The organism is Flavobacterium psychroterrae (assembly GCF_018380615.1).
Classification (GTDB): domain Bacteria; phylum Bacteroidota; class Bacteroidia; order Flavobacteriales; family Flavobacteriaceae; genus Flavobacterium; species Flavobacterium psychroterrae.
This window is the reverse complement of record NZ_JAGYVZ010000018.1, coordinates 1-17,206: the sequence shown is the minus strand read 5'-3', so window position 1 is coordinate 17,206 and position 17,206 is coordinate 1. Positions and strand designations below refer to the sequence as shown.

The window sequence follows — 17,206 nt, the reverse complement described above, 5'->3', positions numbered from 1 at the left end:
TTTGAATAAGCTATGTTATAGCGTTTACTCTTGTTTATGAAACTCATCAAAAGACATTCTTTTCTCAAAATAAGCCTTGTCTTTTGTCGAAAGTAATTGACTTTTCCAGCGATTTCCGCTTAAGCGAAAAACTGTAGAATCCGAATGTTTAACTGTTCCCATGTTCTCGTCATTATCATCAGGCTCAAAAGAAACTGTTTTACAATAAAACGATTCGGTATTGGCTTTTGATGTTGGTCTTTCAAATTCAACCCAGTTTCCCCAACCACTGTCAGAAATGTTATACCATTCATGTACAAGTTGCACATCACTATTTTTTAAATAGTATAAATAGTTGTTTTGCATATAACCACAGGCAGGATATCCAAAACGGACTTGAATAAAGGAAGAACTTTTTTCAGTTTCTGTATTCAATCCGTAGATAATTCCCCATTCTGATCCTTTTTCGATTCCTTTAATGGTAAGTTTTGATGAAGCAGTTTTGGTTTTATTCTCATAAAAATCAAGTCTGTATTTTGCCGTTACAACACTGTCTTTATCTACTTTTTGCTCTAAAAGATGCGCCAGAACATAATTGCTTTTATAGGTTTCAACATCTTCAGAAATAGAAATTGTATCGGTTTTTAGAAAGCTTTCTTGTTTTGCAACAATTTCTTCTGTTTTAGTTGAAGGAGTTGCTGCAGCTATTTGGTTTTCTGGTTTGGGTTTTTGACAACCAATTAGAAGGCATAAAATTATAAGGGCTTGTAATTTCATTATGTGGTATTTGTGTATTGTTTGTATATGTTAAATGGTATTGAAATCCGGCGTTATAATATAATTGTTTTGTTAAACTGGACTGAAGTCCAGCTCTACAATATAAATTGTTCCTCCGGAACTCTACAAAAAGAGCCATCGGCTCGATCATATTGTAGGGCTGGACTTCAGTCCAGTTTTGATTAAATTAAATTTTCAAAAACATGTCTTTCATCAAATTTGATATTGAATTTATTCAAAAAAGATAAATATTCATCTTTGAAATTTTGTTTTTTATGATGTTCTTCCTGATTGGCAATGTATTTATAAACAGCATCAATATGAGATTGACTGTATGAAAAAACACCATATCCTTCCTGCCATTCAAATTTATATTTTGTTAATTGATGTTCATTAATAAATCTCGATGATTTTCCTTTTACACTTTTCATTAATTCCGAAATAGAAATAGTCGGTTTTAAACCTAAAAAGCAATGAACATGATCCTCAGTTCCATTTACAATTATTGTTTTGCAACCCGATTCATTTATTAGATTTCCTATAACACTTAATATTTGTGATTTACATTCACTAGAAATAACTGCTTCTCTGTATTTTACTGCAAAAACTACCTGAATGTAAACCTGATGATATGTATTTGACATTTTAATTGTGCATTATTTATGATTTAGATCACTACAATAATACAAAATATTCTTACAAAATTATTGAAAATATTTTTCGCATATAAACTGGACTGAAGTCCAGCTCTACAAAATAAACCGTTCCTCCGGAACTTTCATTGGCTCGGCTCATATATAAATCTGCAAGGAGTCCGGTTTTACAAAATAACAGTTTTCAAGAACTCTAAATAAAGAGCCATCGGCTCGCCCAATATTGTAGGGCTGGACTTCAGTCCAGTTTTTTTACGTAAAGAATTAGATTTTTAAAAAAACCAAGTAGCCACAAAAATCGCCGTAATAACACAAATAAGATCCACCAAAAGCATTGTGCCTAAAGCGTAACGCGTATTTTTGATATTAATAGAACCAAAGTAAACTGCAATTACATAAAAAGTACTTTCGGCGCTGCATTGAAAAATACTGCTCAATCTTGCAGTTAAAGAATCTGCACCAAATGTATTCATAGAATCAATTAAAAACCCGCGAGAACCAGCAGAACTAAAAGGACGAAGCATTGCTACAGGTAATGCGTTTGTAATTTCTTTACTTACACCCATATTCGAAAAAACAAATGCGATTCCATCACTAATAATTTCGAATAAACCACTGTTTCTGAATAAAGAAATAGCAACCAACATTCCCAATACATAAGGAAAAATAGTCACTCCGGTTTTAACACCATTGTTTGCACCAACTACAAAAGTGTCAAAAACAGTTGTATTTGCATCAGTAAATTTCTTTTCATTTTTAAAGGAGAAAATCAAGGTGAATGCAATAATTCCAATCAATATTAATCCTGAAAGATTAGAAGTAAAATAATTTTTTCCAATGATATCCAAATGGTTTACATACATCAAAAGTCCAACAATGGCGGCAATTAATCCCATTAATACGATAAGAAGAGAAGCACTCTTAAAATTGATTTTTTGTTTAATTCCCACGATTAGAAAAGCTGCTATAGTACCAATGAAAGAGGTAATGATACACGGAAGCATAACATCAGCAGGATTAGTGGCATTAGCAGCAGCGCGATATCCAATAATTGAAGTCGCAATTAATGTTAATCCAGAAGCATGCAGACACATAAACATAATCTGAGCATCACTTGCTCTGTCTTTATCCGGATTTATTTCCTGTAAACTTTCCATAGCTTTAAGTCCAAATGGTGTTGCAGCCGAATCTAATCCGAGGAAATTGGCAGCAAAGTTTAAAGTCATATAAGATATAGAAGGATGATTTTCGGGAATACTCGGAAAAACCTTTACAAATACCGGACTCAATACTTTAGCTAATTTTCCCGATGCTCCGGAAATAATTAAAAGTTCCATTAATCCGCAAAAGAAAGCCAGATAAGCAATAAGTGGTAAGATTAAATCGACCAAAGTACTTTTACAAGTAGGTAATAAACCATCAGATTTTTGAAGACCACTGAAAATCTTTACCGTTTTATTTTTATAAACGTATGTAGTATCAGAATTAAGAGTATCACGATTGATAATCATACTTTGATCCGGTGCCTTTTTGATGCTGTCTTTTATAAAAGCAGGAAGTTCATCGATATATTTTTCAGAAACTAAAATAGGATCGTCTTTCTTTCCATTTATTACAGAATCAATAGTATAAGTATTGGCAGTAAATAAACTGACCACAATAAAGACAATCGAAGAGATAAAAATCGTTAACCAAAATCTACTTAATACCATAATGCTAATTTTTTGTAAATGTAATTATTTAGAGATAAAATGCATAACGATTTTGATATCGAAAAAGAAGTATTGATCCAAATTGTATTTTCAGTCATCAAATTAAAATTGTCCCGATTCTATTTCATAATAAATTTATTAATATGTTGCCCTGCTGGGGCTTAAAACTAATGACCTATTAATGTTTTATAAATATTACACTCCTAGCGGAGTTTTTTAAGCCTTGGAAGGGCGTTATACTTATAGAAAATATATACGGTTCGTTATAAAGAGCTCCATAGGAGCGGTATAAATATTCACAAAACATGATATTATTCAATAATAATTTTCATTTCCAAATAATTCTCGAAAGCCTTAATACCATCAAATAAAATTTCTTTTTTTGATGATTCGGTTTCATTAAAAAATTGTGTTTCTATTTTCGCGTGATCTTTTTTGATAGTTCTTTTCCAGGTTCCGATAACTTTTCCATTTTCCAGAATAATTGGTTTAAAGATTCCATTATTAGTGAAAGCTTTCGATTGGTGTTCCATTAAAATAGAAGCTTCACGGCTTTTATAAGAAATGAGAATTTCATCAAAAGCAGGAAGAAAATGTACGCTTTCGCGGAAGTTGGTTTCATCGTGAATTTGATTTCCAAACCAATACATTTGGCCATCAATTTCAACAGAATTCAATTGCAACTCTAGTGCATTAATGACGATTTTGCAAGTTGTAGGCGGAAAACCAGACCACCACGAAAAGTCGAGAAGTGTAGCAGGACCGTGGCTTTCGAAGTAGCGTTTGGTTAATTTTGCAAGACCTTCTTCTTTCGTTAATTTGGTTTTTGGTTTAGGAACTCTTTCTTCTAATAAGGCGTATGTATTTTTTTTTCCTTTCATTTTTCCATTGCACACCAAACCATCTAATTCTGCATACATCATAATAAGCACAGGACTTAAATAAGATCCACCGGGAACCTTTCTAATAGTCAATTCCTGCATGATTTCATTACGTGTCAAATAATTATTTCCTGCTAGTATTTTTTCGATATTTGAATTAATATTGTCAAATTGTTTTTCATCATAACCATATTTTTTGGTTTCTGAAATAATAATACGTTTGACTTGTGGAGCAGATAAATCCAACATCCAATAAATATCTTCAGACGAAACAAAATGCCATGTTGGTCTAAGAATATGAGTTCTGATAATTTGTGCCGAATTTATAGCTTCCTCAATTGCTGTCTCAGAAGCATCACATCGAGAACCAATCGCCCATTTTGCCATTGCATAATCCTGAGCTTGCATGGCGCCTAAATGGCGTACAATTTCTTGCGGTGAACTCGGGCTTGTTTTATAAAGCTTTTGTGAAGCAAGTCGATGAGGAGATATTTCCTGATGTGTCATTTTCTAAAAAAATAAAAACCTATATGTTTAACCTCTGAACCTTTGCAACTTTGAACCTTTGTACCTCTAAAAAAAAACTATACATGAATAATTTCATCATCAATCAATAAATCTTCACGACGTAAACGCAAAAAAACCTGAGCCACGGCAATCGTATCTTTTTCACAATAAGTAACAATTCTATCAATATCTTTCTCGACATAATAAACATGTCCAACCTGACTTCCGTCAATATCGCCTTTTGGCGATGGAACACCGAGAATCTTAGTCAATAGCTTTAAAGAAGTGAAATGTTTATAATCGCCAAACTTCCATAATTCTAAAGTATCTAAATGTGGAATTTCCCAAGGCTTTTTACCAAATAAATTCAGTTTTTCAGGAATTGCGATTTGATTGATGATCATGCGACGGGCGATAAACGGAATGTCAAATTCCTTTGCATTATGTCCGCACAACAAGTGTTGAGGTTGATTGTAATGATTGTTCAGTAAATTATTAAAATCCTTCAGAATCTTTTTTTCATCACCAAAAAACGAAGTCACGCGAAAATTCCGAATATCACCTTTAATCGTAAAGTATCCAACCGAAATACAGATGATTTTTCCAAATTCTGCCCAAATTCCGGCGCGTTCGTAAAATTCTTCAGGCGTAAAATCTTCTTTTCGCTGATATTGCGTTTTAAGATCCCAAAGTGTTTGCATTTCCGCGTCAAGCGAATTAAAATTTTCCTCTTCAGGAACCGTTTCTATATCAAGAAATAAAATATTGTTGAGGTTTATTTTTTCAATCATTATTATATGTTTAAACACAAATTACACAGATAGCATGAATTGATTGTGTTAAAAAAGATTACACTAAAATTAAGTATTTTGTAAATATAAAGCTATAATTTTAATTTGTGGTAATTCGTGAAGTTAGTGGCGAAAAACTAAAACAAACTTTGTTGGTTTGTTGGGTTTTCATGTTCAATTAACCATTTTTTACGGAATAATCCTCCGGCATAACCCGTCAACGATCCATTTGTGCCTATAACACGATGACAAGGAACCACAATCCATAACGGATTTTTACCATTGGCAGATGCAACAGCCCGAATCGCTTTCACATCACCCAACTTTTTAGTTTGATCCATATAGCTGATAGTTCTTCCGTACGGAATTTCTAATAGAGATTTCCATACTTTTTGCTGAAATTCAGTTCCTTTTGGGTTTAGTTTAAAATCAAAATCAGTCCTTTTTTTGTAGAAATATTCCTGAAGTTGCAAAACAGCTTCTTTTAAAACTTCCGGAATTTCCCCAGAAATTTCATCTGTGCCCACATCTGAAACAGAGATTACAGTAACTCCATCTTCGTCTCCAACAATTTTGGTGATTCCTAAAGGCGAATTTATATAAACTGTTTCCATGGTTTTTGATTGAATGGTAAAGTTCGATAAGTTTTTGTTTTAACTATATAAGTTATATAAGTAAATTTAAGTTTTCTTGGATTGTGGTGTAAATTTATAAAGGTCTTACGCAAAGTTTAACAAAAACAGTTTACATGAACTTAGATGGTTCAATAAACGTCCAGGTCAAATTGATAACTCAAAATGTTTTCAACCTTATTGCTTGAAATAGTCTTTTTGATATTTGATTTTTCAACGGTGAATTTTGGTGAAATCAGGTTTTGTTCTTGTGCTTTTTGAGTGTAATAATCTTGTCTTGTAGGATGAAAAGGCGCAACGGCATTAAAAACGTCATTCCATTTTGACTGATTTATGATTTGTTCAATGATAAAAATACAATCTTTTTGATGAATTAAATTTACAGGCGCGTCTGGATTTTCGAGGTTTTCTTTTCCTGCCAGAAACTTCACCGGATGACGATCTTCGCCAATTAATCCACCAAAACGCAGAATTGTAGTTTCAAAATTTTCATTTTCTTGAAGAATTGCTTCAGATAAAAGTAATTGCTTTCCGCTTTCAGTTTCCGGATTCGGAATAGTTTCTTCCGTAATAATTCCGTTTTCATCTCCATAAACAGAAGTTGAGCTTACAAAAAGTACTTTTTTTACCGTCGATTTTTCTATAAACGGAATCAAATTATCGATTTTATCCACGAAAATCTTTCTCAAAGAATTTTCCGAATCAGCATTATTACCTCGCAATTTCGGCGGAATATCGATAATTAATATGTCACTTTTGTCTAAAAAATCCTTTATACTTTCTGTAATACTTTCGCTTTCAAGCGCAACCAAAAACGGATTTATTCCAGCGCTTTCTAAAATTGAAAGTTTATTTTGAGTAGTTGTAGATCCGTTTACCGAATATCCTTTTCCAATTAATTTTTTGGCTAAAGGCAAACCGAGCCATCCACAGCCTAAGATGCTTATTTGTGTCATTGTTTTTTAAGGTTCAGAGATGCTAAGTTACAAAGGTTCAAAGTTTATACATTGACAAAAATTACGAAAAAACTTTGCGTCTTAGCGCCTTTGCGAGATTATTTTTTTAAAGAATTGTTTGCTACAAATCTAATGTAAATCGAACTTTATCTTTTCCTTTTGCACCAATTCTATTGTAAAATTTAATCGCTCTTTCGTTAAATTGTGGCGTTTGCCATTGTATGTTAATACAGTTTTTCTCTATTCCGATTTGCTTTAGTTTATCGATTAAGATTTCGCCAATTCCGAAACTTCTTGCTTCTTCTTCGAGAAATAAACAATCCATATACATAAAATTTGCGGCATCCCAGGTCGAATAATCAAACGTATAGGAAACATAACCAATGATTGTCTCTTTTGCAGCAACTACTAAACAATAGAGTTTCGGGTTTGTACCAAATAATGCTCCCTTTAATTTTTCTTCTTTTCCTTCCGGAGAAAAATTGGCTTTTTCATATTCAGCGTGTTTTTGGCATAGAATTACAAGTTGAGATAAATCCGAAACTTGGCAATTTCTTACTGAATATTCCATTGAAGATTGATTTCGTTTTGTAAAAAGGTAATAAAATGATGAAAATAGTCTGGATATTGCTGATTTTCTCTGATTGCGATAAAGTGTTTTCTTTTCAAACCATTCTTCCCAATTTTAATGGCTTTAATTGGATTGTTTTTTAAATGTGGTAACAATGCCCACTTTGCCATTGACATTACGCCCATATCGGCTTTTACCATTTCCAGAGAAGCTTCGGTTAAAGGTAAAGGCGTGATCTTTTTTGGAGTTACCTTGGCTGGAGCCAAAACAAATTGGTGAATTGTAACCGTTTCCATCGGAAGAGAATGAATCAATAAATGTTCGTTGATAAAATCTTCGGCAACGACGTATTTTTTATTTGCCCAGGCATGATTTTCAGAAACTGCCATTACAACTTCATCCTGAAAAAGCTCGATATATTTGATGTTATTGTCTTTGATTTGATCGCTTATAATCGCAATATCAATTACATTTTCTAATAATTTTTGTAAAGGAATATGGGTTGCTTCGGTTACAATTTTCAAATCGACATTGGGATATAATAAGTGAAATTGTTTTAAAACCGGCGGCAGCCAATGATAACTCGAAAAACATTCTGTGCTAATTCTGATTTCGCCATGTTCTCCATACACCATTTGCTTGATTTGAGATTCGGCTTGTGAAAGTTTGTCCAGAATTTCATTTGCCAATTCGTAGATTTTTTCACCGGCTTTGGTCAGAACTAATTTTTTATTCGTTCTCAGGAAAATGGGCGTTCCTAATTGATATTCCGCTTCTTTAAGTTGGTGGCTCAACGCTGATTGCGTCAAATGCAATTTGTCAATCGCCTTAGTGATACTTCCTTCTTCAACAATTGCTTTTATTAATCGTAAATGACGTATTTCCATTTTTTCGGGAATTAGAATACAAAGAAACGAAATTTCAGGATGGCTTATTCATGAAAAGAAGTAATCAACTTGATGAATTCTTTTCGTTTTTATTGACGATAATGTTGGATTACTTTTGAATAACTAAAAACACTAAACTGAAAAAATGGAAGAACAAATTAAACATTATGAGAATAAACTGGCGTTCGAAATGGATCCGTCTGATTTGTTTGAAGCTTTAAATAATGGAGAAAAAGTAATTGTTATTGACGCCAGAAAGGCTTTTGGCTTTGAAGCCGAACATATCCCAACGGCGATTAATATTCCTCATCGCCAAATGACGATGGAAGCAACAAAACACCTGGATAAAGAGGTTTTATATATTACTTATTGTGACGGAATTGGGTGTAATGCTTCAACTAGAGGCGCTTTGAATATGGCAAAATTAGGCTTTAAAGTAAAAGAATTAATTGGCGGAATAGAGTGGTGGAAGTTTGACGGTTATGCCACCGAAGGTACAAACGGAATAACATCCGGCTCAAAAATCGAATGTGCTTGTTAAATGAAAAGGCAAACTTTATAATTAAAGTTTGCCTTTTTTATTTTAAAACTGAATGTGTTTATTCCGGCTTTACAACTGGTGTTAAACTATCTTTTGCAATTATGGTAGTATCTTTTACTGTAGTTGCTGGCCTTAAAGCAGTGGCCGGTTCTGTATATCTCTTAATTTTTTGTTGAATTAAAATTGCATCATTCAAAACAAAAGGAGTTGGCATCATCCAGTCACTTCTTGGTTTGACCTGCAATAAAGGATTTGTCATCAAATCGAATGAACTTTCTATTAAATCCATATCAAAAACAGACGATTTATTAATGTAGAAATCCATAACTAGCGGTTCATTTCCAACAACATAATAACATAATATTTTTCCGCCCTCTCGCTCTAAACGATTTCCTTTTTGACCTGAAGTTTCAACTCCGTTGGCTTTAAAGTTGAAAAAGTTCATTTTTGGATTCGCATAAATATCATAACGGTTTACCTTTCGGTTGGGTGTGATTTTTATTTTTAGATATCTGTTATTCCCCACAACGCTATCTTTTAAAAATGCAATTGTTGGTTTTGGCACATTAACAACTGGAGCAATTGCGCTATAAGTAAAGCCTGAATTGTATTTACTTGCTAGTGGAAGAGCATTTAGACCAACTGCTTTTTGATTTTTTTCTCCTAAATATGATTTAGTCCATTGGTCTAAATTCGTGTCATAAGTTGCCCAAATTGCTGAGTTTGTATTACCATTATAAATGTAAACTAAACTGTTTGATTTTGCTTTTCCGTGTTCGTAACCTGAATGATAACCTGCGTATATGAAAAATCCAATCGAAAGGGCAAAAAAGAGCATCGTCCAGACCCCTTTTTTAAAGAATGCACCAAAAACAGGAAGTAATAGTCCGAAAAGTAAAACGGTTAGAATTGCGCTTCCGTATAAAATTTTAAGTCCTAAACCAACCGGGAACATGATTATAAAGGGCGCTACAATTGCTAAAGCAGGAATGCTGAATAATAAGTTCATGCCTAAACTATAATGCTGCGTGATGACAAAAACCCCGAATAATAGTATTCCAAAATAAACCGGAATAATAAGAAAACCAGCACCAGTTAAGCTATTCGCCAGAAATGCATTAATGATAATCCAAAGTAGCAAAGGCGCTACAAAATGGTTCATTGTAATTTTTGCTTCTGAAAAATGGTGATAGAAAGCAAAAGAGATGGCAATACTTAATGTGACAAAAGCGCCAATATAAGCGTGACCGTTATACGTGAATCCGTTTAGGAGATCTGAATATTGTGGGTAGATTTCTAAGATAATTTTCCATCCTAAAAAAGTAACTAATCCTGAAATGACTATTGATCCTAAAAGCGGAACAAATCCTCTGAAAATTTCTCTGAAAGTAATCACACGCTTGGCTTTTCCAATAAAAATAAAAAGAATCAATAAGCCTAAAGCGATAATTGTCATGGGGAAAACCCATGCAAAAGGATAACTTATGAAAGAGAACGGAGCGCTAAAATAAACATCATCTTCGGTTGAGTTTGTTGAGTTTAAATCTACGTTTGAAAAGTATTTAAGCAATGGCATCAAATAAGTTCCCTGATGTGCTAATGTAGTTTTGTTTAAATGCTGAACATCGTCTTGTTGCGTGTGATAATTGTAATGACCATCGATGAAAGCAAAATTGAATCCCTGAATATTTCCCTGTTCTCTAAAAACGGTTAAATCAGTATCGTTTGGGAGCATTTTATAAATGCTGTACATCAAAGAATTCGAAACCGGATATTGCGTTTTTGCTTTAGAAAATTCTTTTACAAGTGCCTGATTTCCTTTATTGGTTTCCATCAGCATATAACTTGGTCCTGATGAACCTCTTGCTTCAAAATTGATAACTAAACCAACTTCTTTTGCCCACGGATGTTTGTTTACAAAAAGTGCCGCACCGTTTAAACCTAATTCTTCAGCATCAGAAAACAGAATAATAATGTCATTTTTGTGAGGCTGTTTTGCGTATAAAAAAGCACGAATTCCTTCTAAAATTGTAGCAACTCCTGAGGCATCGTCGCTTGCACCTTTTGAAAATGAATGTGGAGCACTATCATAATGTGATAATAGCAAAAGTGCCTTTGAGTTGTTGGTTCCTTTTATTCGGGCAAGAATATTCTTGGATTTAACTAAAAGACCCTTTCCATTTAAAGTAAAACCTTCCTGAACAGAAGTTTCTAAACCTATCCGGTTAAGTTCAAGTTTTAAATAATTTGCAACCAGTTCATGATTGGTCGAACCCACATAATGAGGTTTTTGAGCAATAATTTCGACTTGGTTTAAGGCTCTTTCAGTAGAAAATTCGGCAAGAGCTTCTTCATTTTTCGAAATCCATTGTGGCATCATTGAGGCGTAAATGATACCAAGAATTGCTAAAATGCAGACTATGGCCAGAATTGAGGTAGGGTTTTTTTTCATGATGAATGCGTACTATATTTCTTTTTTAACAAGCATAAAATAATCATTTTCCAAAGAGCGATATCCTTGATCATAGAGGAAGTAGTAGGTATTTCCTGTTTTGGTCTGCAAGATATTGGTAAAGAAATCGAAATCAAAACCTTTATTGATCATTTTATCCCGCGTTGCTTTTGATTTCCCTTCCGTATTTAATTCAGACAAAATACGATAATTTTTTCGTAATTTGTTATTTACATTTCGCATGAAATTATTACTGTCCTTATTTATCTTATTGTTGTAAGCATTCCGACAACTATCCGAACAGAATTTCTTGTCTTCCCGACCTACAATTTTATCAGAACATTCGAGACATGTTTTCATGCTTCTATTTTTTTAATTTCATATAGATCAGTCCTTCTGTCTTTCAAAATCCTTACACTTCCGTGTTCGTGAAGTTGTTTTAGCAAATTCAAATCAACATCCACAATCAAAGTCATTTCTGTATTTGGCGTTGCTTCTGCTTTTATTCCATTACTTGGGAAAGCAAAATCCGAAGGCGTAAATACAGATGCCTGCGCATATTGAATGTCCATATTATTTACCTTTGGTAAATTCCCAACGCAACCGGCAATGGCAACGTAACATTCGTTTTCAATCGCACGCGCCTGAGAACAATGTTTAACTCGTGTATAAGCATTTTGAGTATCGGTTAAAAACGGAACAAATAAAATATTCATTCCTTCATTAGCTAAAATTCTGGAAAGTTCCGGAAACTCAACATCATAGCAAATCAGGATTCCAATTTTACCGCAATCCGTATCAAAGGTTTTAAATTGCGATCCGCCTTTCATTCCCCAATGTTGCACTTCGTTTGGCGTAACGTGAATTTTAGTATACATTTCTGAAGTTCCGTCTCTTTTGCATAAAAAGCCAACATTAAATAAATTGTTGTTTTCTAAAAGAGGCATACTTCCCGTGATAATATTGATATTGTAAGAGATAGCAAATTCCTGAAAACGTTTTCTGATTGGGTCAGAATATCTTGCAAGTTCACGAATAGCTTCAGCTTCTGATAAATGATTATAATCTGCCATTAAGGGCGCAATAAATAGTTCCGGAAACAAAGCAAAGTCACTTCCATAACCTGAAACTACATCAATAAAAAACTCGGCTTGTTCAAAAAACTCTTCGAGATTATTTAATTGGCGCATTTGCCATTGTACTAATCCTAAACGGATAACGCTTTTTTCTAGATTAATAAGTTTTGGACTTTCGTCATAATAAACATTATTCCATTCTAAAAGAACAGCAAATTCCTTTGATTCTTCATCGCCTTCAAGATAGTTTTTGATGATTCTCAACACGTGAAAATCATTGCTTAACTGAAATGAAAGTACGGGATCATGTAATTCTTTATGTTTTACCTTGTCAATATAAGCTTTTGGAGTCAGCTTTTTTGAATGTTGGCTGTAACTTGGAATTCTTCCTGCAAAAACAATCGCTTTTAAGTTTAATTGTTCGCATAATTCTTTTCGGGCATCGTATAAACGACGTCCCAAACGTAAACCGCGATAATGAGGATGGATAAAAACATCGATCCCATATAAGATTTCGCCATCTTTATTATGGGTTGAAAAAGTATAATCGCCAATAATCTGTCTATAGTTGTGTTTTTTATCTACAAGCTTTTCGTCTACGATTAGTGATAGTGCAGATCCCACAACTATTCCGTCAACTAATATAACTAATTGACCTTCAGGAAATATTGATAATAATTTTTTTATGTCATTTGCTCTCCAGTATGAATTAGCCATTTCAGGATAGGATTCAACCATTGAATTTTTTAACTGCTGATAGTCATCGAATTCTAAATTTCTTAATTCGACTTTATTGATTTTTGTTTGCATTGTAGTATGATTTCTGTTAAATATACAAAAAATTATTTCCATTTACAAACGCTTACAATTAGTTACAACCGAAAGTAATTAGTTTACAACCGAATAACTTTTGAAGCTCGTCGCATCTTTGCCATGTTGAATTTGATAAACGAATTCTTTATATGAACATTTAAATAATATACGCCATGAATGCAATGAAAAACAGAGTACAATTAATTGGTAATGTAGGAAACGATCCGGAAATTAAAACATTAGAAAATGGGAGGAAATTAGCTCATTTGACTATTGCTACAAACGATAAATACACCAATGATAAAGGTGAAAAAGTCGAGCAAACCGAATGGCATCGTGTCACAGCTTGGGGGAAAACTGCTGAAATTATTGAGAAATATGTGGTGAAGGGCAAAGAAGTAGCGATAGAGGGAAAGTTAACCCACAGAAGTTATGATGATAAAAACGGGGAGAAGAGATATGTAACCGAAGTCGTTGTCAATGAGATTTTGCTGCTTAAATAACGTTTAAAAAATTTGATATTCAAACCCTACAGGTTTTAAAACCTGTAGGGTTTTATAATTTTGATGTAGTTATATAATCGAAGCGCCATTTACATCAGTTGTAAGTACTTCGCTCATATAGTCAAAAAAGGGTCTCATGTTTTGACAGGTTTCTAAAGCCAGATTTAAAAAATCTGGACTTAAAACTTCATCATCAGTAAAACGTTTGATGATCAAAAACTGTTTGTAACGCAATAAATCAATCGCTTCATGAGTCACATCATATCCTTTTGGGGCCGTTTTAAGTTGTTCGCCTTGTAAAGTTCCAAAAGTGCTGACAAATATTTTTGACTTTAATATTTTTTGCATTGGTTTAGAATCGTGAGCAAATTCGCTTCTTACGCGTTTTAAATCTCCCGCATTTGGTCCCCAGAAACCGCCTGCAAAAAAACTATTTCCTTTTTCGAGATGAAAATAATATCCACCGCGCCTTTGACTTGTTGCTCGAGTAAAACTGCCTCCCCAAAAGGTTTTAAAAGGAGTTTTGTCTTTAGCGAAACGAATATCACGGTAAATTCTATAAACACTTTTCTTGCCTGAAGCCGTTTCTAAAACATCAGTTTTGGATAATTCCTGAAGTAAAGCTCCTGCGAAAGTTTCAATATGATTTAATTCTTCAAGGTATTTAGGTTTATTAGCATCAAACCAGACTTTGTTATTGTTTTCTTTGAGTTGAGTCAAAAAATCAAGACTGGATTTAGGTATAATAATATTGTTTTTCATAAGTTGATTTTGAATCTCTAAGATAAGAAGGTAACTGTAATTAAACTAAAAACCCACCAAATTTATTGGTGGGTTTTTATATATTTTGTTAAGCAGTTTTTTTAAATAAATCAAACATAGGACAACGCGAGCAGCGTTTCTTTTCACTTTTTTTGTATTTCTCACAACAAGATGATTTACAGTTTTCCAACTTTTTGATTTTGTCAAGGACTTCTTTATTCTTCTTTTTCTTTTTGTCCTTTTTCTTGTCCTTATCTTTTTCTTTCTTGCTCAATTTTCCTCCGTATTTAAAAACAGGAGCAAATATAAAAGAAAATAGTTATTTTTAAGTATTCTAAATAAACTTTAACTTTTTTATTTTGGGTTAATAGCAATAGAACTTGTAACTGTTAATTGCTGAATATCACGGTCGAATAAATATAATCCCCCTTTATCATCCCCAATTAAGTTGATTTTATCAAGGATAGATTTTGCTGTTGCTTCTTCCTCAATTTGTTCTGCTACGTACCATTGTAAGAAATTATGTGTTGCATAATCTTTTTCAGAAAAAGTAATGTGTACCAATTCATTAATAGATTCTGAAACATAAATCTCATGGTTGTAAAGTGCTTCAAACATTTCTTTAAATGTAGAATAAGATGTTTTTGGGGCTTTTAGATCCGTAATTTGAGCGTGACCTCCGCGTTCATTTACATACTTAACTAATTTAAGCATGTGTGCGCGCTCTTCGTCTGATTGGGTATACATAAATTGTGCAATTCCCTCTAATCCGTGTACTTCAGCCCAACAAGCCATAGAAAGGTAGGTTTGTGAAGATTCTGCCTCTATGCGGATTTGCTTATTTAATGCTGCTTCTATATTTTTTGATAACATAATAATGACTTTTTTGTAAAGTTAGAAAAAATAATCCATTCCGTTTTTTGGAAATCCATAAACCCAGTACATTTGGATTAATTCTCAATAAGTTTAAGGATTCTCAACCGGAAAAGATTTTGAAAAAACAGCTTTATCAATTATCGGATTTTGTGGTTCTTCGGAGATAAATCCATCTGTGAATTTTCGCATTATATATTCTTTCTTTGAAGTGTCGTAATAGCCAAGAATGTAATAATTCTTAAATTTTATAATGCTTGGTAATGATGCTTTTCTATTATGATCTAAAAAATAGTTAATGTTGTCAAGCGCTAGAGGTTGCTGTATTAAATTTACAAATTCATTGTTTTTATTCAATGTGCTTTCAAAAAATACAGTTTCATTGTGAAATGTCTGCGTATAATCCCATGAATTAAATCCATCATTAACAGCATACATTATTTGTTCGATTCTTGGAACTCCTCCCAAAGTGATTAAAGTGTTTTCGTTGCTTTTAAAAACAGATAACCCAATGTCTGTATAAGAAAGACGCTGTAAAAACTTACTTGTTTTTTTTAATTCTCTTGGTTTTTCGATATCACGTTGCATTAATAAAGGCGAACTTTTAAAACGGATTGTATCATTTTGAGATACTTTAAAAGTTTTGATTGTTTCACCGGAATGATAATCCTTTATATCCAATAAAAGTTCCTCCTGAGTGGTATTGATCTGGTATATTTTATTATTATAAAAAAAAGAATTGCTTAATCTTCTTGGACTTTTAGTGACAGATTGGGAAATTTTATTTTCGATAATCTCATGATTTTCCAAATTCAAGTCAAAAATTTGAGTCTCTTTAGGATTATGGTCAAAAGTCAATATGAGGTGATTGCCCATCATATACATTTTGCTTTTTTTTGTGCTTTTATCCAAAGGACTATATTCATCTGATTCAATTTTTTCAATAGGATTTTCGGCAAGAATTTGACTGAAAGTCACAGATTGTGTTTTTCTATTCTTAAAAGTGAACTCAGAGAAATCAAATATTCGTTCTTCTACCATTCCATTTGTAAAAGTATAAGTTGTTAATGCTGGTTTTGAAATATCCTTAGAGACAATATAAAATAAATTATTTTTCTGAAAAGCACCTACTACGTACTCTTGCGAAGAAGGATATTTAAAATTTAAAATTTTATAAGTTTTATTTTCAAGGTAATATTTGATAACCAAAATGGTTGAAAAATCTTTTACTGACCAATACAAAGTTGGATTTCCATCTTCACTAAAACTATAACCAATTAGGGCTTTGTCTGCTATATTCGCACGTGAAAGAATAAATTCATCTTTTAAAAATAAAGCGCTATTATATTTTAAGATGGTGAGGTTTTGAGAATTTACTACAAAAGCAAAAACATCATGTGTCGTTGTATTCTCTACATTCAGAACCTGATTTTTTTCATCATATCTTTTTAAATCTATTGGATAAGTATTCAATACTGTTTGACCTAACAATGCTGATTTGTAGATTAGTAGAAGAAATAGTAATGATTTTTTCATGATTTTTAAGCAACAATAATTATTCCAAATTTATCTCTTTATTTTTAAGTCATTATTTATAAGGTTATTATAATAATACAGACACAAACAAAGCGGACAATTATTTAACTTAAAGGTATAAAAAAAGTCCTAAAGAATTTCTTTAGGACTTGATTTTTGATTGTAAAAATATATTATTTTAACCCGTTGGGTGAAATTAAATTATTTGATTTTTAATATTATTAATTGGTCTGTCAAATATAAATTTGTTAATATATTGAACCAATGTAAGTGCTGCTATTTTTGCTAATATTCTTGTTTTAAA

General features: G+C 32.6%; 18 protein-coding genes and 1 pseudogene. 2 read left to right on the top strand and 17 right to left on the bottom strand.

Annotated elements, in window-relative coordinates:
* Positions 1-24: 24 nt before the first annotated feature.
* From KHA90_RS17735 to KHA90_RS17695, 9 genes are all read right to left on the bottom strand, one after another.
* Positions 25-756 (bottom strand): hypothetical protein, encoded by a 732-nt coding sequence (locus KHA90_RS17735; RefSeq protein ID WP_213303804.1) that lies wholly within the window; start codon positions 754-756, stop codon positions 25-27.
* 182 nt (positions 757-938) lie between these two features.
* Positions 939-1,400, bottom strand: a complete 462-nt coding sequence (gene tnpA, locus KHA90_RS17730) for an IS200/IS605 family transposase (protein WP_213303802.1) — start codon at positions 1,398-1,400, stop codon at positions 939-941.
* A 281-nt stretch (positions 1,401-1,681) separates the two neighbouring features.
* Positions 1,682-3,121, bottom strand: a complete 1,440-nt coding sequence (locus KHA90_RS17725) for a nucleoside recognition domain-containing protein (protein ID WP_213303799.1) — start codon at positions 3,119-3,121, stop codon at positions 1,682-1,684.
* 311 nt (positions 3,122-3,432) lie between these two features.
* Positions 3,433-4,509: a winged helix DNA-binding domain-containing protein gene (locus KHA90_RS17720; RefSeq protein WP_213303797.1), complete on the bottom strand. Its 1,077-nt coding sequence runs from the start codon at positions 4,507-4,509 to the stop codon at positions 3,433-3,435.
* Positions 4,510-4,586: 77 nt separating this feature from the next.
* Positions 4,587-5,300: a 3'-5' exonuclease gene (locus KHA90_RS17715; RefSeq protein ID WP_213303794.1), complete on the bottom strand. Its 714-nt coding sequence runs from the start codon at positions 5,298-5,300 to the stop codon at positions 4,587-4,589.
* A 137-nt stretch (positions 5,301-5,437) separates the two neighbouring features.
* Positions 5,438-5,914, bottom strand: a complete 477-nt coding sequence (locus tag KHA90_RS17710; protein ID WP_213303791.1) for a methylated-DNA--[protein]-cysteine S-methyltransferase — start codon at positions 5,912-5,914, stop codon at positions 5,438-5,440.
* Between the two features lie 149 nt (positions 5,915-6,063).
* Positions 6,064-6,888: an SDR family oxidoreductase gene (locus KHA90_RS17705; protein WP_213303788.1), complete on the bottom strand. Its 825-nt coding sequence runs from the start codon at positions 6,886-6,888 to the stop codon at positions 6,064-6,066.
* Positions 6,889-7,009: 121 nt separating this feature from the next.
* Positions 7,010-7,459: a GNAT family N-acetyltransferase gene (locus KHA90_RS17700; RefSeq protein WP_213303785.1), complete on the bottom strand. Its 450-nt coding sequence runs from the start codon at positions 7,457-7,459 to the stop codon at positions 7,010-7,012.
* Entirely contained in the window at positions 7,444-8,346 is a 903-nt protein-coding gene (locus KHA90_RS17695; RefSeq protein WP_213303782.1) for a LysR family transcriptional regulator, read from the bottom strand. The genes KHA90_RS17700 and KHA90_RS17695 overlap by 16 nt, the downstream gene beginning before the upstream one ends.
* A 145-nt stretch (positions 8,347-8,491) precedes the next feature.
* On the opposite strand from KHA90_RS17695, the gene KHA90_RS17690 reads away from it, so the two are divergent.
* A complete protein-coding gene (locus tag KHA90_RS17690; RefSeq protein ID WP_213303779.1) occupies positions 8,492-8,887 on the top strand; it encodes a rhodanese-like domain-containing protein in 396 nt (131 codons plus the stop codon).
* A 58-nt stretch (positions 8,888-8,945) separates the two neighbouring features.
* Here the strand turns inward: KHA90_RS17690 and KHA90_RS17685 are convergent, their stop codons facing one another.
* The 3 genes from KHA90_RS17685 to KHA90_RS17675 are packed head-to-tail and all read right to left on the bottom strand — an operon-like array spanning position 8,946 to position 13,225.
* Positions 8,946-11,339: a M28 family peptidase gene (locus tag KHA90_RS17685; RefSeq protein ID WP_213303777.1), complete on the bottom strand. Its 2,394-nt coding sequence runs from the start codon at positions 11,337-11,339 to the stop codon at positions 8,946-8,948.
* A 12-nt stretch (positions 11,340-11,351) separates the two neighbouring features.
* Complete coding sequence (locus KHA90_RS17680; RefSeq protein ID WP_213303774.1) at positions 11,352-11,699, bottom strand: hypothetical protein; 348 nt, start codon at positions 11,697-11,699, stop codon at positions 11,352-11,354.
* Positions 11,696-13,225 (bottom strand): carbon-nitrogen hydrolase family protein, encoded by a 1,530-nt coding sequence (locus KHA90_RS17675; RefSeq protein WP_213303771.1) that lies wholly within the window; start codon positions 13,223-13,225, stop codon positions 11,696-11,698. The genes KHA90_RS17680 and KHA90_RS17675 overlap by 4 nt, the downstream gene beginning before the upstream one ends.
* Positions 13,226-13,401: 176 nt before the next feature.
* On the opposite strand from KHA90_RS17675, the gene KHA90_RS17670 reads away from it, so the two are divergent.
* Positions 13,402-13,731: a single-stranded DNA-binding protein gene (locus KHA90_RS17670; RefSeq protein WP_213303768.1), complete on the top strand. Its 330-nt coding sequence runs from the start codon at positions 13,402-13,404 to the stop codon at positions 13,729-13,731.
* 69 nt (positions 13,732-13,800) lie between these two features.
* Here KHA90_RS17670 and KHA90_RS17665 read toward each other — a convergent pair whose 3' ends face one another.
* From KHA90_RS17665 to KHA90_RS17645, 5 genes and pseudogenes are all read right to left on the bottom strand, one after another.
* Positions 13,801-14,493: a DUF2461 domain-containing protein gene (locus KHA90_RS17665; RefSeq protein WP_213303766.1), complete on the bottom strand. Its 693-nt coding sequence runs from the start codon at positions 14,491-14,493 to the stop codon at positions 13,801-13,803.
* 88 nt (positions 14,494-14,581) lie between these two features.
* Positions 14,582-14,767 (bottom strand): hypothetical protein, encoded by a 186-nt coding sequence (locus KHA90_RS17660; protein WP_213303763.1) that lies wholly within the window; start codon positions 14,765-14,767, stop codon positions 14,582-14,584.
* Positions 14,768-14,847: 80 nt separating this feature from the next.
* Entirely contained in the window at positions 14,848-15,366 is a 519-nt protein-coding gene (locus tag KHA90_RS17655; RefSeq protein WP_213303760.1) for a ferritin, read from the bottom strand.
* Positions 15,367-15,459: 93 nt separating this feature from the next.
* A complete protein-coding gene (locus KHA90_RS17650; RefSeq protein WP_213303758.1) occupies positions 15,460-16,902 on the bottom strand; it encodes a hypothetical protein in 1,443 nt (480 codons plus the stop codon).
* A 196-nt stretch (positions 16,903-17,098) separates the two neighbouring features.
* Positions 17,099-17,206: pseudogene (locus KHA90_RS17645) on the bottom strand (IS982 family transposase); the annotation flags it as partial.

Coding starts and splice junctions, on each gene's coding strand:
- KHA90_RS17700 (WP_213303785.1), bottom strand. CDS start 7,459: ATGGAATATTCAGTAAGAAATTGCCAAGTTTCGGATTTATCTCAACTT.
- KHA90_RS17695 (WP_213303782.1), bottom strand. CDS start 8,346: ATGGAAATACGTCATTTACGATTAATAAAAGCAATTGTTGAAGAAGGA.
- KHA90_RS17675 (WP_213303771.1), bottom strand. CDS start 13,225: ATGCAAACAAAAATCAATAAAGTCGAATTAAGAAATTTAGAATTCGAT.
- KHA90_RS17735 (WP_213303804.1), bottom strand. CDS start 756: ATGAAATTACAAGCCCTTATAATTTTATGCCTTCTAATTGGTTGTCAA.
- KHA90_RS17715 (WP_213303794.1), bottom strand. CDS start 5,300: ATGATTGAAAAAATAAACCTCAACAATATTTTATTTCTTGATATAGAA.
- KHA90_RS17655 (WP_213303760.1), bottom strand. CDS start 15,366: ATGTTATCAAAAAATATAGAAGCAGCATTAAATAAGCAAATCCGCATA.
- tnpA (WP_213303802.1), bottom strand. CDS start 1,400: ATGTCAAATACATATCATCAGGTTTACATTCAGGTAGTTTTTGCAGTA.
- KHA90_RS17680 (WP_213303774.1), bottom strand. CDS start 11,699: ATGAAAACATGTCTCGAATGTTCTGATAAAATTGTAGGTCGGGAAGAC.
- KHA90_RS17705 (WP_213303788.1), bottom strand. CDS start 6,888: ATGACACAAATAAGCATCTTAGGCTGTGGATGGCTCGGTTTGCCTTTA.
- KHA90_RS17685 (WP_213303777.1), bottom strand. CDS start 11,339: ATGAAAAAAAACCCTACCTCAATTCTGGCCATAGTCTGCATTTTAGCA.
- KHA90_RS17710 (WP_213303791.1), bottom strand. CDS start 5,914: ATGGAAACAGTTTATATAAATTCGCCTTTAGGAATCACCAAAATTGTT.
- KHA90_RS17720 (WP_213303797.1), bottom strand. CDS start 4,509: ATGACACATCAGGAAATATCTCCTCATCGACTTGCTTCACAAAAGCTT.
- KHA90_RS17665 (WP_213303766.1), bottom strand. CDS start 14,493: ATGAAAAACAATATTATTATACCTAAATCCAGTCTTGATTTTTTGACT.
- KHA90_RS17690 (WP_213303779.1), top strand. CDS start 8,492: ATGGAAGAACAAATTAAACATTATGAGAATAAACTGGCGTTCGAAATG.
- KHA90_RS17725 (WP_213303799.1), bottom strand. CDS start 3,121: ATGGTATTAAGTAGATTTTGGTTAACGATTTTTATCTCTTCGATTGTC.
- KHA90_RS17670 (WP_213303768.1), top strand. CDS start 13,402: ATGAATGCAATGAAAAACAGAGTACAATTAATTGGTAATGTAGGAAAC.
- KHA90_RS17650 (WP_213303758.1), bottom strand. CDS start 16,902: ATGAAAAAATCATTACTATTTCTTCTACTAATCTACAAATCAGCATTG.